Annotated in this window: 22 protein-coding genes and 2 tRNA genes; 12 read left to right on the top strand and 12 right to left on the bottom strand. The window is 39.8% G+C overall.

Annotation, left to right across the window (positions count from 1 at the left end):
- Positions 1-206: 206 nt before the first annotated feature.
- The 8 genes from ileS to O1Q80_RS09780 all read right to left on the bottom strand — a co-directional run bounded on the left by ileS (position 207) and on the right by O1Q80_RS09780 (position 8358).
- Positions 207-3011, bottom strand: coding sequence for an isoleucine--tRNA ligase (gene ileS, locus O1Q80_RS09745; RefSeq protein WP_386694768.1), 2805 nt, complete (start codon positions 3009-3011; stop codon positions 207-209).
- A gap of 106 nt (positions 3012-3117) precedes the next feature.
- Entirely contained in the window at positions 3118-3618 is a 501-nt protein-coding gene (tadA, locus tag O1Q80_RS09750) for a tRNA adenosine(34) deaminase TadA (protein ID WP_386694769.1), read from the bottom strand.
- A gap of 122 nt (positions 3619-3740) precedes the next feature.
- Complete coding sequence (locus O1Q80_RS09755) at positions 3741-4592, bottom strand: thymidylate synthase (protein ID WP_386694771.1); 852 nt, start codon at positions 4590-4592, stop codon at positions 3741-3743.
- 10 nt (positions 4593-4602) lie between these two features.
- Complete coding sequence (gene lgt / locus O1Q80_RS09760; protein WP_386694773.1) at positions 4603-5430, bottom strand: prolipoprotein diacylglyceryl transferase; 828 nt, start codon at positions 5428-5430, stop codon at positions 4603-4605.
- A gap of 15 nt (positions 5431-5445) precedes the next feature.
- The gene (locus O1Q80_RS09765; protein ID WP_386687393.1) at positions 5446-6237 is read right to left on the bottom strand and encodes a sulfite exporter TauE/SafE family protein; all 792 of its coding nucleotides are present in this window, start codon (positions 6235-6237) and stop codon (positions 5446-5448) included.
- Between the two features lie 4 nt (positions 6238-6241).
- Positions 6242-6850 carry an RNA pyrophosphohydrolase gene (gene rppH, locus O1Q80_RS09770; protein ID WP_386694775.1) on the bottom strand — a complete coding sequence of 203 codons (609 nt, stop codon included), beginning with the start codon at positions 6848-6850 and terminating at the stop codon, positions 6242-6244.
- A 247-nt stretch (positions 6851-7097) separates the two neighbouring features.
- On the bottom strand, positions 7098-7934 hold the full coding sequence (locus O1Q80_RS09775) for a class II glutamine amidotransferase (RefSeq protein WP_386694776.1): 837 nt from the start codon (positions 7932-7934) through the stop codon (positions 7098-7100).
- Between the two features lie 130 nt (positions 7935-8064).
- A complete protein-coding gene (locus O1Q80_RS09780) occupies positions 8065-8358 on the bottom strand; it encodes a YfcZ/YiiS family protein (protein WP_386694778.1) in 294 nt (97 codons plus the stop codon).
- Positions 8359-8548: 190 nt separating this feature from the next.
- Here O1Q80_RS09780 and O1Q80_RS09785 point away from each other — a divergent pair, with 190 nt between their 5' ends.
- From O1Q80_RS09785 to mutH, 3 genes are read left to right on the top strand one after another with little or no spacing between them, the layout of a single operon-like run.
- Entirely contained in the window at positions 8549-9907 is a 1359-nt protein-coding gene (locus tag O1Q80_RS09785) for an outer membrane protein transport protein (protein WP_386694780.1), read from the top strand.
- Between the two features lie 54 nt (positions 9908-9961).
- Complete coding sequence (locus O1Q80_RS09790; RefSeq protein ID WP_386696189.1) at positions 9962-10504, top strand: methylated-DNA--[protein]-cysteine S-methyltransferase; 543 nt, start codon at positions 9962-9964, stop codon at positions 10502-10504.
- A gap of 1 nt (position 10505) precedes the next feature.
- Complete coding sequence (mutH, locus tag O1Q80_RS09795; RefSeq protein ID WP_386694781.1) at positions 10506-11183, top strand: DNA mismatch repair endonuclease MutH; 678 nt, start codon at positions 10506-10508, stop codon at positions 11181-11183.
- Positions 11184-11288: 105 nt separating this feature from the next.
- On the opposite strand, the gene O1Q80_RS09800 is transcribed toward mutH, so the two are convergent.
- Genes O1Q80_RS09800 through O1Q80_RS09810 form a run of 3 tightly spaced genes read right to left on the bottom strand, consistent with a single transcriptional unit; the run spans position 11289 to position 14109 of the window.
- Positions 11289-12311, bottom strand: coding sequence for an ABC transporter substrate-binding protein (locus O1Q80_RS09800; RefSeq protein WP_386694783.1), 1023 nt, complete (start codon positions 12309-12311; stop codon positions 11289-11291).
- Positions 12312-12323: 12 nt separating this feature from the next.
- Positions 12324-13112, bottom strand: coding sequence for an ABC transporter ATP-binding protein (locus O1Q80_RS09805; protein WP_386694785.1), 789 nt, complete (start codon positions 13110-13112; stop codon positions 12324-12326).
- Between the two features lie 13 nt (positions 13113-13125).
- Complete coding sequence (locus O1Q80_RS09810) at positions 13126-14109, bottom strand: FecCD family ABC transporter permease (RefSeq protein ID WP_386694787.1); 984 nt, start codon at positions 14107-14109, stop codon at positions 13126-13128.
- A gap of 588 nt (positions 14110-14697) precedes the next feature.
- On the opposite strand from O1Q80_RS09810, the gene O1Q80_RS09815 reads away from it, so the two are divergent.
- The 6 genes from O1Q80_RS09815 (at position 14698) to O1Q80_RS09840 (ending at position 23740) form a co-directional block, all read left to right on the top strand.
- Entirely contained in the window at positions 14698-16983 is a 2286-nt protein-coding gene (locus O1Q80_RS09815; protein WP_386694789.1) for a FepA family TonB-dependent siderophore receptor, read from the top strand.
- A 375-nt stretch (positions 16984-17358) separates the two neighbouring features.
- Positions 17359-19941, top strand: coding sequence for a leucine--tRNA ligase (gene leuS, locus O1Q80_RS09820; RefSeq protein WP_386694790.1), 2583 nt, complete (start codon positions 17359-17361; stop codon positions 19939-19941).
- A gap of 50 nt (positions 19942-19991) precedes the next feature.
- The gene (locus tag O1Q80_RS09825) at positions 19992-20696 is read left to right on the top strand and encodes a hypothetical protein (RefSeq protein ID WP_386694792.1); all 705 of its coding nucleotides are present in this window, start codon (positions 19992-19994) and stop codon (positions 20694-20696) included.
- A 4-nt stretch (positions 20697-20700) separates the two neighbouring features.
- On the top strand, positions 20701-21201 hold the full coding sequence (lptE, locus tag O1Q80_RS09830) for an LPS assembly lipoprotein LptE (RefSeq protein ID WP_386694794.1): 501 nt from the start codon (positions 20701-20703) through the stop codon (positions 21199-21201).
- Positions 21202-21215: 14 nt separating this feature from the next.
- Positions 21216-22253, top strand: a complete 1038-nt coding sequence (holA, locus tag O1Q80_RS09835; protein ID WP_386694795.1) for a DNA polymerase III subunit delta — start codon at positions 21216-21218, stop codon at positions 22251-22253.
- 152 nt (positions 22254-22405) lie between these two features.
- On the top strand, positions 22406-23740 hold the full coding sequence (locus O1Q80_RS09840) for an anaerobic C4-dicarboxylate transporter (protein WP_386694796.1): 1335 nt from the start codon (positions 22406-22408) through the stop codon (positions 23738-23740).
- 71 nt (positions 23741-23811) lie between these two features.
- On the opposite strand, the gene folD is transcribed toward O1Q80_RS09840, so the two are convergent.
- Positions 23812-24657 (bottom strand): bifunctional methylenetetrahydrofolate dehydrogenase/methenyltetrahydrofolate cyclohydrolase FolD, encoded by an 846-nt coding sequence (gene folD / locus O1Q80_RS09845; protein WP_386694798.1) that lies wholly within the window; start codon positions 24655-24657, stop codon positions 23812-23814.
- A gap of 166 nt (positions 24658-24823) precedes the next feature.
- Here folD and O1Q80_RS09850 point away from each other — a divergent pair.
- The 3 genes from O1Q80_RS09850 (at position 24824) to O1Q80_RS09860 (ending at position 25492) form a co-directional block, all read left to right on the top strand.
- Positions 24824-24900: transfer RNA gene (locus tag O1Q80_RS09850), tRNA-Pro, on the top strand.
- Positions 24901-24925: 25 nt separating this feature from the next.
- A tRNA-Arg gene (locus O1Q80_RS09855) sits at positions 24926-25002 on the top strand.
- A gap of 85 nt (positions 25003-25087) precedes the next feature.
- Positions 25088-25492, top strand: coding sequence for a VOC family protein (locus O1Q80_RS09860; protein ID WP_386694799.1), 405 nt, complete (start codon positions 25088-25090; stop codon positions 25490-25492).
- Positions 25493-25496: the final 4 nt, after the last annotated feature.

Raw genomic sequence — 25496 nt, forward strand, 5'->3', positions numbered from 1 at the left:
CGCCCGCTGGGCGACCGTACTTTCTTTTGCTTGTGCAAAAGAAAGTAGGCAAAGAAAAACACACCCCGACTTCACCGCTTTTCTTCGCTTATTTGGTATTTTCTTCACGCTAAATTTTGAACTCGCTTCGCTCAGACAGGCAAAATTTAGCTAAAAATACCAAAACGCTCAGGCGGTTCAGACGGGGAATATCTTAGCTACGACTACTACGCAAATTTTCTCACTTCGCCGTTGCCGTTGACGTTTTCTTCGCAGCGTGAACAGAGAGTATTTTCTGTCGGGCTGTCGGAATAGTGCCAGCAGCGTGGGCATTTGTGGTTAGCGGAACGAATGACTTTGATTGCCAAGCCTTTTACTTCGCCCTCAGCGACATCGGCTGTTGCCAATGGTTTAACATCTGCTTTTGAGGTAATCGTTACGAAACGTAATTCATTGCCGAGTTTTGCAAGTAAACGTGCGTATTCTTCATTGGCAAAAATCGTCACTTCTGCTTCCAAGCCACCGCCGATTATTTTGTCGTTACGGGCGGTTTCTAACACACGGTTGATTTCATCACGCACTGTTAAAATTTGTTGCCAGTAAGCGTCATCAAATTGTTCATTTGAGTCTAACGCAAATAAGCCGTCATAAAATTCTTCGGTAAATACAAATTCGCTGCGTTCACCTGGAATATAGTGCCAGATTTCATCGGCAGTAAAGGATAAAATCGGGGCAATCCAACGCACTAAGGCTTCGGCAATATGCCATAAAGCAGTCTGACAGCTACGGCGGGCAAGACTGTCCGCTTTGGTGGTGTATTGACGGTCTTTGATAATATCCAAATAGAATGAACCCATTTCGATCGAACAGAATTTCATCAAACGTTGCACCACGGCATGGAATTGATAGTTGTCATAATTGTCTTTAATTTCATTTTGTGCCTGCAAGGCACAATCCACTGCCCAACGGTCTAAAGAAATCATTTCTTCAGGTTTGACTAAATCCCGTGTTGGATCAAAACCGTTTAAGTTTGCCAATAAAAAACGAGCGGTGTTGCGAATACGGCGATAGCTGTCGGCAGCACGTTTTAAAATCTCATCAGAAACGGTCATTTCACCTGTGTAATCAGTAGAAGCTACCCAAAGACGTAAAATATCACCACCGAATTTGTCCATCACCTGTTGTGGGGTGACAATATTACCGATAGATTTCGACATCTTGCGACCTTGACCGTCCACCGTGAAACCGTGCGTCAACACTTGTTTATACGGGGCTTTGTTATCCGTGGCGGTCGAAAGCATTAAAGACGACATAAACCAACCGCGGTGTTGATCCGAACCTTCAAGATACATATCAGGTTCATTGCCGTGAAATTCAGGGCGGAACGGTGCGACCGAAGAATAGGTTGATCCAGAATCAAACCACACATCAAGGGTATCAGGTACTTTGTGATAATTTGTCGCATCGTCACCAAGTAAATCTTTTGGATCGAGATCCCACCAAGCCTGAATGCCTTTTTGTTCCACCAATTTTGCTACTTGCTCAATTAATTCTTGGGTACGTGGATGCAATTGTTCGGTTTCGTTATGAATAAATAACGCCACTGGCACACCCCAAGTACGTTGACGTGAGATACACCAGTCTGGGCGGTTTTCCACCATTTTTTCAATACGGGCTTGACCCCAATCTGGAATCCAACGTACTTTTTTGATTTCACTTAACGCCTGTTGACGTAATCCTTTCACTTCCATACCGATAAACCATTGTGGTGTCGCACGGAAAATCACAGGGGTTTTGTGTCGCCAACAATGCGGATAGCTGTGACGGATTTTTTCCAATTTGAGTAACGCACCAACTTCTTCTAATTTTTCCAGCACTTTGCCGTTAGCTTCAAACACGCCAAGCCCTGCAAAAAATTCAGTCGTGCTAATAAATTTACCGTCATTACCAACCAAACCCGCCATACCAATATTATATTGACGGGCGATTACATAGTCGTCCTGACCATGATCGGGAGCGGTATGCACCAGCCCCGTACCGCCATCAAGGGTAACGTGTTCGCCTAAAATAAACGGCACTTGGTAAGCATAAAACGGGTGATTGAATGGCAATAGTTCAAGCTCTGAACCTTTGGCGGAACCAAGCACTTTCCAATTTTCTACCCCAATGGCTTTCGCCACAGATTCGACCAATTCTTTAGCCAAAATTAAACGTTCGTCACCGAATTGCACTACTTGATAGTCAAATTCTGCGTTTAACGCAATGGCTTTATTGGATGGAATGGTCCAAGGGGTCGTCGTCCAAATCACCGCTGATAATTTGCCTGAGCCTTTTTCGCTCAAATTAAAGGCTTTTTCCACCGCACTTTCATCGGCAGCTTGGAATTTCACATAAATAGACGGTGAGGTTTTATCCTCATATTCCACTTCCGCTTCGGAAAGCGAAGAGGCACAATCCAAACACCAATACACAGGTTTTGCCCCTTTGTACAAATGCCCGTTCGCCACCGCTTTACCGAAAGCACGGATAATATTGGCTTCGGTAGTAAAGTTCATGGTTAAATAAGGATTATCCCAATCGCCAATTACGCCCAAACGGATAAAATCTTTTTTCTGCCCCTCCACCTGTTCACGGGCGTATTTACGACATTCTTCACGAAATTCTGCCGCCGTCACTTTTTGATTCGGCTTACCCACTAAGGCTTCTACTTTTAACTCAATCGGCAAACCATGACAGTCCCAACCAGGGATATAAGGCGAATCATAACCCAAAGAGGTTTTGGATTTGACAATCATATCCTTTAAGATTTTATTCACCGCATGCCCGATATGAATCGTCCCGTTGGCATAGGGAGGACCATCATGCAAAATAAAGGTTTTTTTGCCTTTGCCCGCTTGACGGATTTTGCCGTAAAGATTCTTATCGTACCAATTTTTTAACATGGCTGGTTCACGCTTAGCCAAATCCCCACGCATTGGAAAACCTGTTTCAGGCAGGTTTAAGGTATTTTTGTAATCAACTTGTTCTGACATATTTTTACCAATTTATAAATTTAAATAAAAGAGATCGTATTAATCTAAAATTAACACACAGGAACGCACGCATTATACGCTGAAATGATGGAATATTAAAGGCAGATTAACGTATTGATTGGGTTAATTTTTGCTGTTTCTTCTGTTCACGTCGTTGTCTAAAAAAATCACTCAATTTTTCACCGCACTTTTCCGCTAAAATCCCCCCTGTAATTGCCAAAACATGGTTCATTTTATAATCATCAAAGAAATGAAAACGTGATCCTACTGCTCCCGTTTTGTAATCATAAGCTCCAAAAACGAGGCGTTTAATGCGACTATGTAAAATAGCTCCTGCACACATGGTACAAGGCTCTAAGGTAACATAGAGAGTTGTATTTAATAAACGATAATTTTGGATAGTTTCCGCCCCCTGACGCAATGCGATTATTTCGGCATGAGCAGTGGGATCGTTGTTGGTAATGGATTGATTCCAGCCCTCACCGATGATGTGGTTATTTTCATCTACTAAAACGGCACCAATGGGAATTTCACCTGCCTCTTGAGCTTTTTGAGCAAGTGTTAGGGCGTGGGTGATGAAGTGTTGGTCGAGTTCAGTTTGGGTCATAATATTTTTCACCCTGCACTCTCGTACAGGGTTACGCAATTAACGATGCTCCGCATCTTATCTATCATCTCGCTACGGAGTAGCGATATCATACTTAACCTAGTACGTCAGTGCTAGGCATGTTAAACACTAAACGGATACTTAATCGGCTCATGACACTCATACCCCACCACATTAAAATCATCCATCGTCACCCAAGTTTCCAAATCTTCAAGACTTTTAATATCAGGATTAATCTCTAATTTCGGCGATGGAAACGGTTCACGTTTTAACTGCACATCACGCATCAACGCTAGCTGATCTTCATAAATATGGGCATTCACAATTTTGTGATAGGCACGACCCGCTTTTTTGCCCGTAATCTGTGCCATTAACGCTAAGAAAGTAAATACTTGAATTTGATTAAAATTTAATCCAAGCGGTACATCACAAGAACGCTGATAGCTGGTTAAATAAAGCGTGTCACCCAATAAAGAAAAGGTATGATTGTACATACAAGGGCGTAAACAACCGAGATCAATTTCACCAGGATTGAGGAACGTTAATATCTCACCACGATCATCAATGCCTTTGCTCAAATGATTGACGATTTTACGCAACTGATCTACGGTTTCGCCGTTCGGCTTTTGCCAACGTCTTCCTTGTACGCCGTAAACCCGCCCCATATCGTCTGTACCTTTACGGTTCGGATTATTTAACCATGCTTGATTTTCATTAGCATTAGCGTCCCAAGTTTTTGCTCCCAGTTTGCGAAAATCGGCGGCATTATCATAACCACGGATATAACCTAAAAATTCTGCAATGGCAGCTTTCCAATAACTTTTTCGGGTGGTAATAATCGGAAATTGATTATTCGCTACATCATATTCCAGATCGGCATTGATTACGGTTAAACAACGTTTTCCTGTTCGCTCGTTCTCAATCCAAGTCCCTTCATTAATAATGCGTTGGCATAAATTTAAATATTGTCGCATACAAAATTCCTTATTTTTTCACCGCACTTTTCACCGAATGAGAACGGCGATATGCCCAAACCATAATCGCAATTCCGCCAATAATCATAGGTAAAGAAAGTAATTGACCACGGGTAATCAAATCTGTTGTGGAGTTAACGTGATGATCGATTTCTCGCACATATTCCACCAAGAAGCGAAAACAACCATAACCAATTAAAAATAAACCAGAAACTGATCCTGTTGGACGAGGTTTACGAATAAATAAATTTAAAATAGCAAATAACACCACGCCCTCTAAAATGGCTTCATATAATTGAGAGGGGTGCAATGGAATATCGCCTTGATAACCATAAGGGAACATTGCCCAAGGTACTGTATCCAGATTTTCTACTGGTCGTCCCCAGAGTTCGTTATTGATAAAATTACCTAAACGACCCAAGCCTAAACCAAATGGTACGAGAGGTGCAATTAAATCAGCGGTTTGCCAGAAACTGCGTTTTTGACGGAATGATACCCAAATCATTGCCACAATCACACCGATTAACCCACCGTGAAAAGACATTCCGCCTTCCCAGATCCGAAATAAATATAACGGATCCTGTAGGAATTTATCAAAACTATAGAAAAAAACATCTCCAACTCGACCACCTAAGATCACGCCTGCAAAACAGCTATATAACAGTTGATCAAATTGATCTGTATTCCAATCGCCTTGCGAATGCTTTACTCGTTTCATACCGAGCCAATAGGCAAAACCAAAGCCCAATAAATACATAATCCCATACCAATGTAAACTGATAGGACCGAGCGAAAAGGCAATGGGATCAATATAAGGTAAATGAATAAAATCGTGCATAAATTCCTTTTTAAATTAACTAATGAGCATTTTTAATGCAACAAAAATCAAAAATACCGCAAAACAACGTTTTAGCGTAACAACAGGTAAACGGTTCGTCACCATTACCCCTAACTTGGTGGTAAACATAGATGTTAAGGTAATGCCTAATACCGCTGGTAGATAAACATAACCTAACGACCATTCTGGCATACTGTCTAGGTTCCAACCACTTGAAATATAACTTAATGAACCTGAAATAGCCAGTAACATACCACAAAACGAAGATGAACCAATGGCTTGTTTCATTTCATAACCACGAGCATTTAAAAATGGCACAATAAAACCGCCACCACCAATACCAGCAAAACTTGAAGCAATACCAATCAATCCCCCACCAATAATGGCGGATTGCGTCGTTAGCGGTTTATTTTGCATTTTAGATTTGGCTGATAAGATCATTTTGATCGCTAAATACACCACTAAGCAAGCAAAAATTTTACTGGAATAGGCTTTTGGTAGCTGGCTGACAAAAAAACTAGCTAAATAGGTTGCTACCATAATAGAGGGGGCGAAAATCTTTAAAGATGACCAAACAATGTTGCCTGATTTGTAATGATTATAGGCGGAAGATGCTCCCGTAATAATAATCGTGGTAAACGATGTGCCTAATGCCACCGACATTAACATCGGATCGGGAATACCCATCATTGGTAACAAATAGACCAACACAGGCACAATGACTAAACCACCACCGATACCAAATAGACCTGCTAAAAAACCGACTACACAGCCGACTAATAGGCAAATGAGTAAAAATGAAAGCATATTACTATCTCCGCTTTTTCTTGGTGTTGTGTTGAGATTTATGATAATAAGGGGTTCTATTGAGTGTTTCTTTTTGTAGTGAATTTTGCACCGCACTTTGTGCATTTTTTTGATTCACTACTACCATATCTGGTTTATGTGGATCGAATAAAGTAAGTGCAAATTCTTTCATTGCTTTACGATAGACTTCACGTTTAAAAGATACCACCTGACGCACTGGATACCAAAAACTGACCCAACGCCAACCATCAAATTCAGGGGTTTTACTACAATTCATATCAATCGTATTTTCATCAATCATCAACTGCAATAAAAACCACTTTTGCTTCTGTCCAATGCACATCGGCTTGCTATCATGACGTAATAAGCGTTTCGGCAATTTATAACGTAACCAATGTTTTGATGAGCAAACGATACGAACATCTTGCTTGCTTAAACCCACTTCTTCATACAATTCACGATACATTGCTTGTTCGGGGGTTTCATTATCATTGATCCCCCCTTGCGGAAATTGCCACGAATTTTGTCCGTACCTTTTTGCCCACAACACTTGTCCTTTATTATTACAAATGACAATGCCAACATTCGGACGGTAGCCATCGGCATCGATCACTATCGTTTATCCTTAATATTTATCTAATCTGAAATACAGTGTGGATTATGGCACAATCTGTGATTTTAGCCAATACTATATGAATTTTATTAGGATAAAATGATGAACCAAAATAAAAGATGAAATTACTGAAAAGCAAATAAGCGAAGTTTATTTATTAATCATACAATTAACCCTACACTTTCGTGTAGGGTTGCTCATACTATGGAGTAGTAATTATCAAGATAACCAGAAAATCAGTGCTAAGTTATAAACACTCGTTAACCTGACGATCACCCAAAGTGCCGTCATCAAACATTTCTCGCTCAACCCCAACAATTTCTTTAATCAATTCACCATCTTTAAAAAACACAAAGCCACCACTGAGCATTTTTGTCCATTTTTCATCTTTGGTTAATGGAAAAGTGGTAATGATGGTTACTTTATCGCCCTCTTTAGCATACTCACTAAAATCAATTACCCCTTCATCATCAATACGTTGAGCTTTGCCAAAAGGGGCTTGGCGAGTAATATAATGTAAATTAGTTGCACAATGCCCGATCATCCATTCACCATTAGATAGGATAAAATTAAAGGTACCATGTTGGGATAAAAATTCCGTTACTTCTTGCACGGCAGCAAAAATTTCTTGTTCTGCTGGTTTACGACGAAAACGGTTTTTTAAGAATTCTGCCATATAACAAAATGCGGCTTCAGAATCTGTTGAACCAATCGGCTGGCAAAAACGACCTGTCATATCTGGTAAATCATGCAAATTACCATTATGAGCGAACACCCAATTTTCACCCCAAATTTCACGAATAAAAGGATGGGTATTTTCAATATCTACACTCCCTTGCGTTGCTTTACGAATATGTGCAATGACGTTTAATGACTTTATGTTATATTGTTTTACGCAATCACCAATCGGCGACAATGCGGCAGGACGATTATCCCGAAAAATACGTACTCCCTTGCCCTCAAAAAAAGCGATTCCAAAGCCATCTGAATGACTATCGGTTAAACCTGCACGGCGGCGAAAACCCTCAAAAGAAAACACAATATCCGTTGGAGTATTGCAATTCATACCTAATAATTGGCACATAATAATACCTAAAAAGAAAAACCTTATAATTGGTGCTGATTTAACACGATAATTTGAAATATTACAATATTTTTTGAAAAAATTTTTTAGATCAAATTCGCATGAAAAACCACGAAAAATTATAATAACATCAAATTTTCATCTGAAATAACACCGCTTCTACTTCACAACAAAAAGTAATTTGCATATTTAATACTATCGTATTGTCAATTTGTTGAATCTCACTGTAAATTTCACAAGGCTCACTTTCTACTTGTTTAGCTTTTTGTATGAAATATTGTAAAGCCTGTTCTGCATCTTGTTGGGTAGCAAAAAATTGTGAAATTTGCACCGCACTTGAAGAACCATCGAAAAATCCTTCAGCTTTTGATTTTGAACCACAACGACTATTTTGTTCAATGCGTTGAATTAAATTATTTGACATATTTTTCCCTTTGTTAAATCGTTTTAGCAGATTTTATCACTAATATTTTATGACACAATGTGATTTTTTACTACTGGTCGGAACAGATGGTTTATTAGCAAAAAAGATTGAACTATTTATAACCGTTCATTAGAATTCGACTGCTTTTTTTCTTTATGTGTTAATTATTAATAATTCTCTAGGAAAACCAATGAAAAATATTTTTACAAAAACCTTATTATCCTCTGCTTTATTAGTAGCAACTGGTGCAGCTAACGCTGCTGCATTTCAATTAGCTGAAATTTCAACTTCTGGTTTAGGTCGTGCTTATGCGGGTGAAGCCGCTATTGCGGATAATGCTGGTGTGGTAGCAACTAATCCTGCATTAATGAGTTTATTTAAACGTCCTGAAATTTCACTAGGTGCAATTTATGTGGATCCGAATATTGATATTGAGGGAACTACATTATATGGCACTGGAGCAGATACCAATGCAAATGCCAAAAACATCGCCAAAAGTGCGGCGGTTCCAAATATCTATTTTGTTGCTCCGCTCAATGATAAATTTGCGGTCGGCGGTGGATTAAATGTGAACTATGGTTTAGCCACTGAATATGATGATAATTATTCGGCTGGTTTTATTGCTGGGAAAACCGACCTAACCGCATTAAACTTGAATTTAAGTGGATCTTATAAAATATTAGACAGCCTTTCCTTAGGTTTAGGTGTAAATGCAGTTTATGCGGATGCAACTGTTGAACGCCGTTTAGGTTCTTTAAATGCGACACCATATCTTACCGCTGCTCAACGATATTTCGCTGCAGGCAATACTGCTGGTGCTAGAGCCGCATTGGCAGCAGCTAGAAATGCTGCGAATAATCCATCATCTGCTGTGTTACGTAAAATTGAAGGGGACGAATGGGGCTTTGGTTGGAACGCTGGTTTAATGTGGCAAGTAACAGAAACAAGCCGTTTTGGTTTAGCTTATCATTCCAAAATTGATATTGATTTCGAAGGTGATTACAGTGATGCTGGTGATGCGTTAATGATTGCTCCAGCTTATAGCTTATCGCAAGGCAATCAATCTGGTTCATTAACCTTACCATTACCTGCTTACTGGGAATTCTCTGGTTTCCATCAAGTGACCGATAAATTTGCTTTCCACTATAGCTGGAAATATACCGAATGGTCTAAATTTAAAGAATTACGTGCGGTAGGTTCTTCAGGTAAAGAATTATTCCAAAAAACTGAAAAATATCGTGATAGTTCACGTTTAGCCCTTGGTGCAACTTATAATGCGACTGATGCGTTAACCGTGCGTGCTGGTATTGCTTATGACGAAACCGCTGCAGGCGATCATCATTCTATTTCAATTCCTGATACCGATCGCATGTGGTACAGTGTAGGGGCGACCTATCGATTTACCCCAGATCTTTCTGTTGATGTTGGTTTTGCTCACTTGCGTGGTAGCAACAACCATTTCAAAGAAACACAGTCAGGTGTAGTAACTGATGTGAAAGTAAAAGCCACTGCCAACCTTTACGGCTTAAACTTAAACTATCGTTTCTAATTGATTACAAATTAGCATATAATCGGGCGTAACTTTTACGCCCTTTTTTATTGAATAACCATGATCGACTATTGCTATTACGCTTCTCCCATTGGCAAACTATTAATCTTAGCGGAAAATAATCGGCTCACCCATTTAGACTTTGAGCTTGAACAAATTGCCCCAAATCCTAACTGGCACTATCAACCTGATTTACCGATTTTTCAACAAATTTGCACCGCACTTGAACGTTATTTTCAAGGTCAACCAGAAACCTTTGCAGAGATTCCTTTAGCACCTAAAGGAACGTTATTTCAACAACAAATTTGGCAAGCATTACGTCAGATTCCCTATGGCAAAGATTTAAGCTATGGCGAATTAGCTCAACAAATAAATAACCCTAAAGCAGTACGAGCGGTGGGTGGTGCAGTGGGACGCAATCCGATCAGTATTATTATTCCTTGTCATCGTGTGCTAGGCAAAGATCGCCAATTAACGGGATTCGGTGGTGGCTTACCCACCAAACGCTATTTATTAGATTTAGAACAGATCCCTTATGTCAATAAGGGTGTCGAATATGTTAAACAAAAATTATTGAAAAAATACACCGCACTTTAAGATGAGAAATATCAACAGTCCACAAACTGAACAAGAACTTTTGCAACGAGCCAATGCTATTGCTGGCTTAACCTTTGCCGAATTGGCGGAAGAACTAGGCATTATTGTTCCCCCTGATTTAAAACGAGATAAAGGTTGGGTAGGTCAATTAATCGAAACGGCTTTAGGGGCAAAAGCGGGCAGTAAACCTGAACAAGATTTCGTGCATTTAGGTATTGAGTTAAAAACCATTCCGATTAATTCAAACGGTTATCCACTAGAAACCACCTTTGTCAGCCTTGCTCCATTATTACAAAATTCAGGTGTAGATTGGCAACATTCACACGTTAAACATAAACTGAGCAAAGTATTATGGATTCCCGTGCAAGGCGAACGTCAAATTCCACTGGCAGAGCGTTATATTGGTAGCCCAATTTTGTGGCAACCAAACTCACGGCAAGAGCAACAATTACGCCGAGATTGGGAAGAATTAATGGATTACATTGTACTCGGTAAAGTCGCACAAATTAATGGAACATTAGGTGATGTATTACAACTCCGCCCCAAAGGTGCAAATAGTCGAGCAATCACCAAAGGCATTGGTAAAAATGGCGAAATGATTGATACCTTGCCATTAGGATTTTATTTACGCAAAGAATTTACCGCAGAAATTTTGCAAAATTTTTTATTGGGGAAATAACTAATATATCTCCAGTAAAATTAAGGATTAAATTTCCTATAACACCAAACTTAACCCTTAATTGAATAGCTAGACTTTAAATCCGCTCAAACCACTTTTAGTTGCTTATTGCACAGGATTCTGTCCCTTTAAAATCTGCTCCGCATTTTCCTTGCTTAGTTCATAATTATAATATTTTTTATAAAACTGTTGGGTTTTCGCGACCATATCAATATCAGCAAATTGTGCTGGGTGGAATAATTTGGCTGCCCATAGAATTTGTAAGGCTTCTTCACCGCTATAACGATCCCAAGGGAATGTACCTGTTGGATTAACAAAAACTTTACCATTTTTCACCGCACTTACACTTGCCCAAAGGGGATCTGCCTTGATTTGCTCTACCGCTTTATCCGCATTAGAACTGCCCACAATAATGACATCGGGGTTGGCTTTCAGCACGTCTTCAATATTCACTTCTACTAAATTGGCTTGATCTTCAAAGGCATTGTGACCACCTGCTAATTTGACCCACTCACCGATAATAGACTTTCCACCGTCAATTTTAAACAGGTTCGAACCGTTGGAAATATGAATCACACTTGGGCGTTTTTCCTGTGGAACGTCTTTCAACCGCTCATTCACCAACTGAATATTAGCATCTAATTCTTGAATATAGTCTTCTGCAATGGTTGGGGCTTTGTCACCTAACACGTCAGCCGTAATGCGAACAGTTTTCTTCAAGCCATCAAAATCCTGAAAACCAATTAATAATGCTTTCAGCCCTGCTTTTTCCACTTCTTCTTGAGCAGGTTTATTGGACACCAACACCACATCAGGCTTGGCAGTCAACAACTCTTCTAACTGCACACCATTTTGGCTATTAATCGCTGGTACATTTTTAATGTTCGGATACACCGCATTAAACCACGGATTAGCTTTAATCACATTGGTCGTCCCCACTAATTTATCCGCTCCACCCAGTAACAGCACCACTTGATTATTAGCGTGCCACAGATCCACTACACGCTCTACTTGGTCGGGAATCTCTACCATTTTGCCTTTTACATCAGTAATGGTTTTGGCAAAAGCCATGTTAGCCGTTAAGCTCAGAGATAATACTGTGGTGATAAGCCATTTTTTTAGTTTCATTTTTAGTCCTTATTAGATTGATTTTATTGCACAAATTTTACGGTTTAATTCCGCCACGTTCACCATGCGTAGATCTGTATGATAAAGTGCGGTGAGATTTTGTTCAGTAATAATATCAAGGGTTTTGCCCACTTGCAGATTGCCTTGGTCGGTTAAAATGGCGACTAAGCTGTTGGGTAATTTGCTTTGTAATAACATTGGGTGATCGGGGTTGTGGGTGGTCATAATGATCGAAAATCCTTGTTCCGCCAATTCTTTAATCAGCGTTAAGGTTTTAAATACATTGCCGTAATCCAATGCTGAAGTCGGTTCATCAAATAAAATGAGTTGCGGTTGTTGTACCAGAATTTTGGCAATATTCACCAACTGTTTTTGTCCGCCACTAAGTTGCATATAGATTTTGTCGCTTAAATGCGAAATACCTAATTTCGCTAAGGCTTCATCAACAATAGCAAAATCCTGTTCGCTCGGCTGATCGAACAGGCTCAAATGCACCGCTCGCCCTAGCACCACATAATCACGCACGGCATATTGATAAGTTTCTGGTGGTTGTTGCGATACATAGGCAATATGTTTGGCAATTTCCTTGTGGCTTAATTCTGCCAAATTGCGATTATTTAATAAAATTTCACCGCACTTTGGTTGCAGAAGTCCTGCGATACAGTTCAATAAAGTAGATTTTCCTGTGCCGTTCGCCCCAAGAATGGTGAGTAATTCCCCTTGCTTGACATGCAAATTGATATTTTGTAACAAGCTCGCTTGTTTGGCATGATGAAAGGATAAGTTTTTAATTTTTAACATTTTTGCACCGCACTTATTTCACCATTCGCTGTTTCACTAGCACCCATGCGAAAAACGGTGCACCAATAAAGCCCGTTAAAATCCCGAGTGGAATTTCTTCCGTATAAAGATTTCTTGCCAAGGTATCGATCAATAACAGAAAGATTGCCCCAATTAAGGCGGCTAATGGTAAGGTTTTAATATTATCATCACCGATCAAAAGCCGTGCCAAATGGGGAATGACTAAGCCGATCCAACCTATCGTGCCACTTAAACACACGGCTGAAGCGGTGAGCAAGGTGGAACATAAGATCATTAAATTGCGTTCCATTTTGATATTCACGCCAATCAGTTTGGCTTGTTGTTCGCCCAATGAAAGCAAATTAATTCGCCAACGAAGTAGGAATAACACAAATGCGGTAAGGATCATAATGGGAGAAAAGGCGAGCAAATTTTTAAAATTTGACTTGGTTAAACTGCCTAACGACCAATACACAATATCTGCCAGTTGCGTTTCGGGATCAGCAAGATATTTGATTAAACCTAAACTTGCCCCCATAAAACCACCGACAATAATCCCTGCTAACACTAAAATAATCATGCTATCTCGCCGCATTAATATTGGTACAAGCATGGTTAGCGTAACGGCAATAATCCCACCGATAAAAGCGAACCCCTGAATAGAAAATGCCCCTAGCCCAAGTAAAATCGCAATAGACGCTCCGATACAAGCACCACCTGATACCCCCAATAAATCTGGTGAAACCAACGGATTTTTAAACACACCTTGATAGGTCACGCCAGCAATGGCAAGCCCAGCACCGACTAAAAGTGCGGTTAAAATTCGCGGTAATCTTAGGATTAAAATGACGTTATTCTCAATTTCGTTGGTATTGTTGCCTAACAAGGTAGCCACAACATTCTCAAGAGAAATAGACATTCGTCCCACAGAAAGGGAAATTAAGATGCCGACTAACAGTAGGCAAAATAAGAGAAAAAGAGATAAACGATATTTCATTTTAATAGTTTCGTATGTTATTTAATTGGTACATTGGCAAAGCCCCCCTCAGTCATTCGGACAGCTCCCCCCGCAAGCTGGGGGAGCGAAAATTACACAATCTTCTGTTCCTAAAATTTCACAGAACGAAAATACTTTCCTTTCCCCTGCTCACAGGGGATATTCCCGAAAGGGAATGAAATTTAAACAATCTTCTGTTCCTAAAATTTCACAGAACGAAAATACTTTCTTTTCCCCTGCTTACAGGGGATATTCCCGAAAGGTAATGACATTTACACAATCTTCCGTCCCTAAATTTCACAGAGCGAAAATACTTTCCTTCCCCCTGCTTGCGGGGAATATTCCCGAAAGGTAATGACATTTACACAATCTTCCGTCCCTAAATTTCACAGAGCGAAAATACTTTCCTTCCCCCCTGCTTGCGGGGGGAAGTCCCCGAAGGGGGATGGGGGGCAAAAATTAATAAAAATAGTTTAACCGATTTAGCCAAAGGAATAAACAATCTTTATATAGACGTTTACATAATGTTAATTTCCAGTAAAATACGCTATCTACTCTTATATATAACCTAACCAAAAGGATTACTCCATGTCTAAAAGCAAAACTATCAGCCACAAGCTATCTGTTATCAGCCTAGCATTTTTCTCTCTCTATGCCACTGCTGAAACGCAACAGCTTGATACTATTTCCGTCACAGCTGAAGATCCAAGCCATTCTGCCACCGCATCTCAAGCCCAACAATCACTAGGTCACACTACAGTAACCAGTCAAGCCATTGAAAAACAACCTGCGGTCAATGATATTGCTGATGTAATTCGTCATCAACCAGGTGTCACCTACAATTCAGGCAGTGCCACAGGGCAATATGGCAATAAACGCCAAATTGATTTGCGTGGTATGGGGGCAGAAAACACGCTGATTTTAATCGATGGTAAACCTGCCACCTCTCGCCAATCAGCACGTTATGGACGTAATAACGGGCGTAATACCTTGGGCGACAGCAAATGGGTGCCGATTGAAGAAATTGAATCGGTTGAAGTGATTCGTGGTACCGAGGCTGCTCGCTATGGTAATGGGGCGATGGGTGGTGTGGTAAATATCAAAACTAAACCTGTTACCGATAAATTAAAAGGCAGTATCACCTATAGTTTAAATGTACCTGAAAATAGCAAATATGGCACTAGCAACCGTGCGACTTTTAATTTAAGCGGTCCAATCCTGCAAGATGTATTAGGTTTCCGTTTATATGGTAGCTGGAATAAAACCAAACAAGATGCGATTGATGCCAATCCACCAACAGTAACTACTAGTAACAATGGAACCACCTCTACTACACATTATGCGGCTCGTGAAGGTGTACGCAACAAAGATATTGCTGGTCGTTTAAGCTGGAAAATCACCCCCGATCAAGTCTTAACCTTAGACGCAAGTTATAGCCGTCAAGGAAATTTATACGCTGGTGGTGATTCCGAATCTTCCAGCATTCCTGCTGCTACGTTAGCAATGCAAGGGGCAGAAACCAACCGTGTGTATCGTCAAGTTTATGCTCTGACTCATGAGGGGAAATGGTCTTGGGGTGAAAATAAAACCTACTTCCAATTTGATAAAACGGTAAATAGCCGTTATCCAGTAGGTTTAGGTTATTCGGCGGAAGGCTCTTGGAGCGATTATTCTTTTGTTGATAGCAAGTTAACTAACTATCGTTTTAATCATGAAATGATTATTCCATTTGAATGGCACGCTGATCACAAATTTACCCTTGGAATGGAAGCGAGCCACAGTAAATTAAATGATCCTGATTCAATGAAATATGATTTTGTAAACAACGGTTTCTTCAATTTAGGAACGATTCCTTGGCTAGAACAAGGTAATCGTGGTGGTGAAACCAGTGCCAGTGAATATGGTCTTTTTGTTGAAGATGTGATTGATTTTAAACAAGGCACTGTAGTCACGCCAATGATTCGTTTTGATTATCATTCAGTATCTAAAGTCAACTGGAGTCCAAGCCTAAATATTAGTCATGATGTCAATCCTTATTTAACTATCAAAGGTGGTTTGGCACGTGCTTATAAAGCACCTAACCTATATCAATCCACACCAAACTACGTATTAGCAAATCGTCAAAATAACTGCCCTGTAAATGGACGTGCTTTAGCTGATGTGGGTTCTTGCTATACGGTGGGAAATAAAGATCTAAAACCTGAAACTAGCTTTAATAAAGAAATTGGTTTTGAATTACACAATCAAGCAGGTTATAAACTAGGCTTGACTTACTATCACAATGCCTATCGTGACAAAATTGAAGCCGATACCAATGTGTTAGCTACGGTTTATAATCCTGAATGGCGACGTGCAAGAATTAGTGAATCTGCTGGTACCACGGTTTATAAATGGGATAACATTCCTCGTGCCACCGTTGAGGGTTTAGAGGGCTATTTAAATTTACCGTTGATTGCGGATAAATTAGATTTCTCCACCAATTTTACTTATATTCGTAAAAGTGTGAACAAGACCACGGGCAACCCGTTGAGTTTAATGCCGAAATATACGATTAGTTCAACGCTGACCTATCAAGTTACAGATAACTTTGATTTTGCCACCACTTACACCCGTTACGGCAAACAATTATCTCGTCCAAATGGAGTGCGTTATATGGACTTTAATACTGCCACAGGTTCAGATAAAACTGTACAAGATCGCTTAGGTAGCTATGGAGTTTGGGGAGCGAGCATCGGTTATAAATGGGGCGACTTTAGTGTGCGTGCTGGGGTAAGTAACATTTTGAATAAGCGGATTTATGTGACCAATAGTGCGGCGAGTAAATCGAATGAGATTGGGCGGGCGTATTATACGACACTTAAATATTCGTTCTAATTTAAATCGGTTTTCGCCGATGGCGACTTACTTTTTCTTTGCTTTGCCAAAGAAAAAGTAAGCAAAAAGAAAGGCAACCCCGATTTTGCCTTGTTTCCTGAAAACGATTTAATTTGCTTAACGGAAAATGGCTAAACTCGCTACGCTCAAACAGACGCCATTTTCCTACAAATTAAATCATTTTCAGGCGGCAAAGACGGGGACCCCGTTTAGGTTACAATAGAGTGCGGTGAGAAATCAGAAACTTTTGATTTTTTCACCGCACTTTTTTTCTGTTCATTTTCCCCGTTTTCCGCTATTCTATTACCCATTTTCCAAATCAAAACAATGCCGTAAAAAGTGCGGTGCTTTTTTAAGAAATTTTAAGGTAAAACTATGCAAGAACAATATCGTCCAGATTTGATTGAAAGCGAAGTGCAAAAATATTGGGCTGACCATAAAACATTTAAAGCAGTGAAAGATCCAAGCAAAGAAAAATATTACTGTCTTTCTATGTTCCCGTATCCATCAGGGCGTTTACACATGGGACACGTGCGTAATTATACCATTGGCGATGTGGTATCTCGTTATCAACGCATGAACGGTAAGAATGTATTGCAACCAATGGGGTGGGACGCATTCGGGTTGCCAGCGGAAGGGGCGGCGGTGAAAAATAAAACGGCTCCAGCCAAATGGACCTACGAAAATATTGAGTATATGAAAAATCAGCTCAAAAATTTGGGCTTTGGTTTTGACTGGGATCGGGAAGTCACCACTTGCCGTCCTGAATATTACAAATGGGAACAATGGTTCTTTACTGAGTTGTATAAAAAAGGCTTAGTGTATAAAAAAACCTCTACCGTAAACTGGTGTCCGAATGATGAAACCGTGTTGGCGAATGAGCAAGTTCACGAGGGTTGTTGCTGGCGTTGTGATACCCCTGTGGAACAAAAAGAAATTCCGCAATGGTTTATTAAAATTACCGATTATGCCGAGCAGTTATTAGGCGGATTAGAAACGCTCCCACAATGGCCTGATATGGTGAAAACCATGCAACGCAACTGGATTGGGCGTTCAGAGGGGGTGGAAATCACCTTTAAGATCGAAAATTCTGATGAAACAGTTTCTGTTTACACTACCCGCCCAGATACATTCTACGGGGTGTCTTATATGGCTGTAGCGGCGGGGCATCCGTTGGCGGAACGTGCAGCACAAAATAATCCTGAATTGGCGGCGTTTATTCAAGAATGTAAAAATGCCAAAGTAGCAGAAGCAGAACTTGCTACCATGGAGAAAAAAGGCATGGCAACGGGTTTAAATGCCATTCACCCGATTACGGGCAAACCAGTGCCAATTTGGGTAGCGAACTTTGTGTTAATGCACTACGGCACGGGGGCGGTAATGGCGGTGCCTGCTCACGATCAGCGTGACTTTGAATTTGCCACGAAATATGGTTTGCCAATTCAGCAAGTGATTGAGCCTGCTAACGGTGAAGAAATCGATTTAAGCAAAGTGGCGTTTACCGAACATGGCAAACTCGTTAATTCTGATGAATTTAATGGTTTAGAGTTTGATACAGCATTCAACGGCATTGCGGATAAATTAGAAAAATTGGGGGTAGGTAAACGTCAAGTAAACTATCGTTTGCGTGACTGGGGCGTTTCTCGTCAGCGTTATTGGGGGGCGCCAATTCCAATGTTGACGTTGGAAAATGGCGATGTGGTGCCAGCTCCATTACAAGATTTGCCGATTGTGTTGCCAGAAGATGTGGTGATGGACGGCGTGAAAAGTCCAATCAAAGCTGATCCAAACTGGGCAAAAACTAGCTTTAACGGGCAACCTGCATTAAAAGAAACCGATACGTTTGACACCTTTATGGAATCCTCTTGGTATTATGCACGCTATACTAGTCCACAAAGCCACGGGGCGATGTTGGACTCAGACGAAGCCAATTATTGGTTGCCAGTGGATCAATATATCGGTGGCATTGAACACGCTACCATGCACTTGCTGTATTTCCGTTTCTTCCATAAATTATTGCGTGATGCAGGTTTGGTCAGTTCTGATGAGCCAGCACAAAAATTGCTTTGTCAAGGAATGGTATTAGCAGACGCATTCTATTACACCAGCCCTAGCAATGAGCGAATTTGGGTCAGCCCGACTAAAGTTACCCTTGAACGTGATGAAAAAGGGCGTATTGTCAAAGCCATTGATGATGAGGGTCACGAGTTAGTGCATAGCGGTATGACCAAAATGTCGAAATCCAAAAATAACGGCATTGATCCGCAAGAAATGGTGGACAAATACGGGGCAGACACCGTTCGCCTATTTATGATGTTCGCCTCCCCTGCAGAAATGACGCTAGAATGGCAAGAGTCAGGTGTAGAGGGAGCAAACCGTTTCTTACGCCGTTTGTGGAATTTGGTGTTTGAATATAACAAAAATCCAGCCAAAACTGCGGTGGAAATTACCGCACTTTCTGGAACGCAAAAAGCCTTACGCCGTGATGTGCATAAAACCATTGCTAAAGTCAGCGATGATATTGGTCGCCGCCAAACCTTTAACACGGCGATTGCGGCGGTCATGGAGTTGATGAATAAATTGACTAAAGCACCGTTAGACAGCGAGCAAGATCGTGCAGTAATGGCGGAAGCCTTAAATGCTGTAGTACGTATGCTTTACCCAATTACACCACATATTTGTTTCCAATTATGGCAAGATTTAGGCAATGAAAACGCTATTGATTTCGCCCCTTGGGTGGTAGCAGATGAAAATGCGATGATCGAAGATGAAAAATTAGTGGTGGTGCAAGTGAACGGCAAAGTGCGTGCCAAAATCACTGTGCCTGCGGATATGGCAGAAGATGACATCAAAGCGGTGGCATTAGCTGACGAAAACGTGCAAAAATTCTTGGACGGCTTAAACGTGGTGAAAACCATTTATGTACCAGGCAAATTGTTTAGTTTTGTGGCGAAGTAAGCTAGTAGGTGATTATACTATTGCCAATAAATAATAGATTGGGAGGCATTATGAGTATCAAAAGATTATTTGCAATTACTTTAATTTCCACCGCACTTTTAGGCTGTGCTACAGGAACTGAAGAACCTAATTGGCGACCATACAAAGATATTGATGGTGAAACTAAAGCGGTTTCTTTTGTAGAAGAAACAAGCGTATATGAAATGGATAAACCTTTGGAAAAACGTGATTTAACGGTATTTCAAGGTCATGCCACGAGAAAATCAGGTGATAAACTCACACAATTAGGTTATTTATCCGTACTGATTAATGGTAATGGCAATGGTATGGCAACGATTTTCAACATTAACGGAGATTCTCTAAATCCGCATAGAAAAGAAGATGTTGATAAACTTGCTAAGGCAAAATCTTTTGATTTCTATGAGTTCGGTAATTTTCGTTTAAGCCATGCCAAATTCTCAGCTAAAAATAACATTTGCAAGGATTTCAACGGTAAAAATGGGGTAAATTTATTGATGACTACCAACTATTACCCTGAAAATAGTTTTACGGATTTTTACACCGCATTAATTGAAGTTAATTTACAAAGTAAGCAAGCACCGCAAGAAATAGGCTATAATGCGAGCTTTACTGGTAATGATGCTAAAATGCAAGAGCAAATGAAACAAGATGAGCAAAAGCATGGTAAAGGCGTTGCGGTGGAAAATATCAGAGAAAAAGCCAGTATTTTATTTAATATTATTTGTAAAGGTTAAACAGATGTTAAAACAAATTAAAACTGCATTTTTAATGCTTAGTATCACGCTACTAACTGCATGCGGATTTCACTTTCAAAATGGTGAATTGATTCCACAAGAATTGCATACTTTAAAATTCGAGAGTAGCGATCCTTACAGTGATATGTCAATGGCAATGCGTAAACAGTTAATTGCCAACAATATCACTTTAGTGGAACAAAAAGATGTACCAGTGTTACGCATTACCAAAGTCAGCACCGATGACGAAGTTGCGTCTGTGTTTAAACAAGGACGTGAGGCAGAAAAAATGTTGATGTTGCAAGTCGATGCGACTGTGCAGTTACCAAACAAAGAAGCCTACCCTATTTCAGCTAAAGTGAGCCGAACTTTCTTTGATAATTCACGAGCTGCCTTAGCAAAATCTTCTGAACGTGAAATGATTTGGAGTGATATGCGAGAGCAAGTTGCTCGTAAATTGATCTCGAAAATGGTAGCTTTACAATTACAAGTGCAAACAAAATAATTGTCTAAATAAGTATGAATCGCATCTTTCCCGAACAATTAAATACCTCGCTAAACAGCCGTTTAGCGAGTATTTATTATTTAGTGGGGCAGGATCCCCTTTTACTCAGTGAAAGCCAAGATTTAATTTTTCGCAAAGCAACGGAACAGGGTTTTGATGAAAAATTTGCAATTCAAATAGACACGAATACGGATTGGCAAGCATTATTTGAACGTTGTCAGTCAATGGGACTTTTTTTCAATCGACAAGTCATTAATCTGATTTTACCTGAGAATTTAACCGCCCCTTTACAAACTAAATTAACCGAGCTAATCAGTCTATTAAATGAAGATCTGTTATTTATCTTGCAAATTCCTAAATTTCCCAAAACCGCTGAAAAACAAAGTTGGGTGAAAAAATCACAAGAATTTGAACCGCACTTAATACTTGTAAACTGTCAAACACCTAGTGTAGAACAGCTTCCTCGCTGGGTTTCACAGCGTATTAAACACATGCAATTTACTGCCGAGCAGAATGCCATTCAATTACTTTGCTATAGCCATGAAAATAACTTAATCGCGTTAAAGCAAACATTAGAACTATTAGCTTTACTGCATAGCGATCGTAAATTAACTTTTACTCGCGTACAAAAAGTTGTAGAACAATCTTCTGTTTTCACCCCATTCCAATGGATTGATGCTCTACTTGAAGGAAAATTTTCTCGAGCTAGACGTATTCTGCAAGGATTACAAGGGGAAGATGTACAACCCATTATTTTATTACGCACCTTGCAACGTGAATTAATCATATTATTAGAACTTTCCAAACCACAACAACCAATTAGCTCTTTAAACCAACCTTTACCAACAGCACAACTGCGTGAAGGATTTGATCGCTTAAAAGTTTGGCAAAATCGTCGTGCTTTTTACACTACTGCTTTTCAACGTTTAACCTATGCTAAACTTTATTTGATCATTCAACAACTGGCTGATCTTGAACGTGCCTCAAAATTAGATTTTAGTGCAGATATTTGGCAACAGCTTGATAACCTTTCTGCCAATATTTGCCGATAAATACCTTATTTGGGTTCCCCTCATTTAGCTTTTTTGATTTAGATAAATCTTTTGTGTAATAAATACAAAAAAATTAAGCTAATTATTGTATTTTTTCTATAAAAAGATATTATTCACACATCTCCTCATCACTCACTCTACGAAGGTATTTTATGCTTTATTTAGAATTTTTATTTCTGTTATTAATGCTCTATACAGGTAGTCGCTACGGCGGTATCGGTTTAGGGGTCGTGTCTGGTATTGGTTTAGCCATTGAAGTCTTTGTTTTCCGTATGCCCGTAGGTAAAGCACCTATTGACGTAATGTTAATTATTTTGGCTGTCGTCACCTGTGCTTCGATACTTGAAGCGGCTGGTGGATTGAAATTTATGCTTCAAATTGCCGAACGGGTATTACGTAGTAATCCTAAACGTGTCACCTTACTTGGACCTATCGTCACCTATTTGATGACGTTTATGTTAGGTACAGGACATTCTGTTTACTCTATTATGCCAATTATCGGTGATGTGGCGTTAAAAAATAAAATCCGTCCTGAACGTCCAATGGCAGCCTCTTCGGTTGCATCGCAATTAGCCATTACTTCAAGTCCATTATCAGCCGCCGTGGTATTCTACCTCGGTCAAATCACAGGTTTACAAGGATTTGAACATATTACCTTGTTAGACATTATTTGTGTTACTGTGCCAGCAACCTTTGCAGGTACTATTGCATTGGCTTTATACAGTATGCGTCGGGGTAAAGAATTGGAAGATGATCCAGAATATCAACGCCGTTTGCAAGATCCTATCTGGCGTGAACGTATTCTAAACACAACAAGTACGACATTAAACGATGAGCTACCTATAGCAGCAAAACAATCTGTTTATTTATTCTTGCTTGCGTTAATCGTTATTGTGGTCATTGCTATGTTCCCTGAAGTTCGCACCATTGGTGATGCTAAGAAAGCTATTTCAATGAACTTAATTATTCAAATGATGATGCTATGTTTCGGTGGTCTGATTCTTTTACTTACCAAAACGAATCCACAAATTGTACCAAATGGCGTGGTATTTAAATCAGGTATGGTGGCTGCGATTGCGATTTTCGGGATTGCATGGATGAGTGATACTTACTTCCAATATGCGATGCCAGAATTTAAAGCAGGTATTACCGCAATGGTACAAACCTATCCATGGACATTTGCCCTTGCACTGTTTGCGGTATCTGTGGTAATCAATAGCCAAGCAGCTACTGCGGTGATGATGTTGCCTGTGGGTATTGGTTTAGGTATTCCACCAGCATTATTAGTCGGCTTAATGCCAGCCACTTATGCTTACTTCTTTATTCCAAATTATCCGTCAGATATTGCCACTGTAAACTTTGATGTAACGGGGACAACTAAAATCGGCAAATACTACTTTAATCATAGCTTTATGATGCCAGGTTTAATCGGTGTAGTTGTAGCTTGTTTAGTTGGTGTGGCGGTAGCTGAAATCGTTATTCGTTAATTCTCTACTCTACTATATAGAAAGAAAAAAGCTCTCATTGATATTGAGAGCTTTTTTATCATGAAAGTAATTTAATGAGATTCGTAGGCTGATAAGGTATTAAACATTAACATTGCCACCGTCATTGGACCTACCCCCCCTGGAACTGGTGTTAAAAATCCTGCTTTTTCCACCGCACTTTGTGCAACATCACCTATTAATTTACCATCAGAACCACGATTAATCCCCACGTCAATCACAATAGCACCCTGTTTAATCCATTCTGCTGGGATAAATTCAGGTTTACCCACGGCAACCACTAAGATATCCGCCTGACGAACATGATGCTCCAAATCCTTAGTGAAACGATGGGTTACTGTCACGGTGCAACCAGCCAGCAATAATTCTAATGCCATAGGACGACCCACAATATTTGATGCTCCCACAACCACTGCATGCTGACCATATAAATCTACTCCTGTGGTTTCTAATAATTTCATCACGCCATAAGGGGTACAGGCTCGCAAAGTTGGAATACGTTGACACAACCGCCCTACATTATACGGATGAAAGCCGTCCACATCTTTAGTTGGTGAAATACGTTCAATTACCTTACTACTATCAATTTGTTTAGGTAACGGCAACTGTACTAAAATCCCGTCCACTGTTTGATCTTGATTAAGTTCATCAATCAAATTTAATAATTCTGTTTCACTCGTTGTTTCGGGCAAATCATAGGACTTTGACTGAATACCAATTTCCGCACAGCTTTTACGCTTACTCCCAACATAAACCTGTGATGCGGGATCGGCACCCACTAAAATCACTGCTAAACAAGGGGAACGTTTACCCTGAGCTACATACTCTGCAATCTTTTGTGCCACATCAGATTTAATTTTTTTTGCCAGCTCCGTACCAGAAATCAATTTTGCCGTCATAGTCTTACCCGTATTAGAAATAGAAGAAAACGGTTGCTATTTTGTCAGAAAATCACAAAAAATGCGAATAGAATTCTATTTTGGGATAAATTTAATCAATTAAACCGAAAAAGTAAAAAAATGATTGACGGAAATCTACAGCCACTTATAATACTTACCACTTCATCGGCGAGTAGCGCAGCTTGGTAGCGCAACTGGTTTGGGACCAGTGGGTCGTAGGTTCAAATCCTATCTCGCCGACCACTTTATTTTTAATATCCTCTGCAATGCGCCCTTAGCTCAGCTGGATAGAGCAACGCCCTTCTAAGGCGTGGGTCAAAGGTTCGAATCCTTTAGGGCGTGCCATTTATTGAAAACATCAGACAAAATTTCCTTTATTTAGAAAAAAAAGATATAATCGTAGCAGATTTTCTATTAATAAGGAGTTTGTATGTTACCAATACTAGGTATTCATCATGTTGCGATAATTGCTTCAGATTATGAAAAATCAAAAAATTTTTACGTTAATATACTTGGTGCAAAGATATTAACTGAGATTTATCGTGCTGAACGACAAAGTTATAAATTAGATTTGACTTTTTCAGACGGTAATTACATAGAATTATTTTCTTTTCCATCTCCCCCTACACGTCCATCTACGTATGAACCTTGTGGTTTGCGTCATCTTGCTTTTAAAGTACAAAATATGGAAAGTGCGGTGAATTATTTGAAACAATTTCATATTGAATGTGAGCCGATTAGAATAGATGAATCAACGCAAAAACGTTTTACTTTTTTTCGTGATCCTGATAATCTCCCTTTAGAACTTTATGAAATAAATAATTCTATGGGATAAACAA

The sequence above is a fragment of the Lonepinella sp. MS14435 genome (assembly GCF_042485795.1).
Taxonomy (GTDB): Bacteria; Pseudomonadota; Gammaproteobacteria; order Enterobacterales; family Pasteurellaceae; genus Lonepinella.

Excerpts from the sequence above, each read along its gene's own strand:
- ileS (WP_386694768.1), bottom strand. The coding sequence starts at position 3,011 with ATGTCAGAACAAGTTGATTACAAAAATACCTTAAACCTGCCTGAAACA.
- tadA (WP_386694769.1), bottom strand. The coding sequence starts at position 3,618 with ATGACCCAAACTGAACTCGACCAACACTTCATCACCCACGCCCTAACA.
- O1Q80_RS09755 (WP_386694771.1), bottom strand. The coding sequence starts at position 4,592 with ATGCGACAATATTTAAATTTATGCCAACGCATTATTAATGAAGGGACT.
- lgt (WP_386694773.1), bottom strand. The coding sequence starts at position 5,430 with ATGCACGATTTTATTCATTTACCTTATATTGATCCCATTGCCTTTTCG.
- O1Q80_RS09765 (WP_386687393.1), bottom strand. The coding sequence starts at position 6,237 with ATGCTTTCATTTTTACTCATTTGCCTATTAGTCGGCTGTGTAGTCGGT.
- O1Q80_RS09775 (WP_386694776.1), bottom strand. The coding sequence starts at position 7,934 with ATGTGCCAATTATTAGGTATGAATTGCAATACTCCAACGGATATTGTG.
- O1Q80_RS09780 (WP_386694778.1), bottom strand. The coding sequence starts at position 8,358 with ATGTCAAATAATTTAATTCAACGCATTGAACAAAATAGTCGTTGTGGT.
- O1Q80_RS09785 (WP_386694780.1), top strand. The coding sequence starts at position 8,549 with ATGAAAAATATTTTTACAAAAACCTTATTATCCTCTGCTTTATTAGTA.
- mutH (WP_386694781.1), top strand. The coding sequence starts at position 10,506 with ATGAGAAATATCAACAGTCCACAAACTGAACAAGAACTTTTGCAACGA.
- O1Q80_RS09800 (WP_386694783.1), bottom strand. The coding sequence starts at position 12,311 with ATGAAACTAAAAAAATGGCTTATCACCACAGTATTATCTCTGAGCTTA.
- O1Q80_RS09805 (WP_386694785.1), bottom strand. The coding sequence starts at position 13,112 with ATGTTAAAAATTAAAAACTTATCCTTTCATCATGCCAAACAAGCGAGC.
- O1Q80_RS09810 (WP_386694787.1), bottom strand. The coding sequence starts at position 14,109 with ATGAAATATCGTTTATCTCTTTTTCTCTTATTTTGCCTACTGTTAGTC.
- O1Q80_RS09815 (WP_386694789.1), top strand. The coding sequence starts at position 14,698 with ATGTCTAAAAGCAAAACTATCAGCCACAAGCTATCTGTTATCAGCCTA.
- leuS (WP_386694790.1), top strand. The coding sequence starts at position 17,359 with ATGCAAGAACAATATCGTCCAGATTTGATTGAAAGCGAAGTGCAAAAA.
- O1Q80_RS09825 (WP_386694792.1), top strand. The coding sequence starts at position 19,992 with ATGAGTATCAAAAGATTATTTGCAATTACTTTAATTTCCACCGCACTT.
- lptE (WP_386694794.1), top strand. The coding sequence starts at position 20,701 with ATGTTAAAACAAATTAAAACTGCATTTTTAATGCTTAGTATCACGCTA.
- holA (WP_386694795.1), top strand. The coding sequence starts at position 21,216 with ATGAATCGCATCTTTCCCGAACAATTAAATACCTCGCTAAACAGCCGT.
- O1Q80_RS09840 (WP_386694796.1), top strand. The coding sequence starts at position 22,406 with ATGCTTTATTTAGAATTTTTATTTCTGTTATTAATGCTCTATACAGGT.
- folD (WP_386694798.1), bottom strand. The coding sequence starts at position 24,657 with ATGACGGCAAAATTGATTTCTGGTACGGAGCTGGCAAAAAAAATTAAA.
- O1Q80_RS09860 (WP_386694799.1), top strand. The coding sequence starts at position 25,088 with ATGTTACCAATACTAGGTATTCATCATGTTGCGATAATTGCTTCAGAT.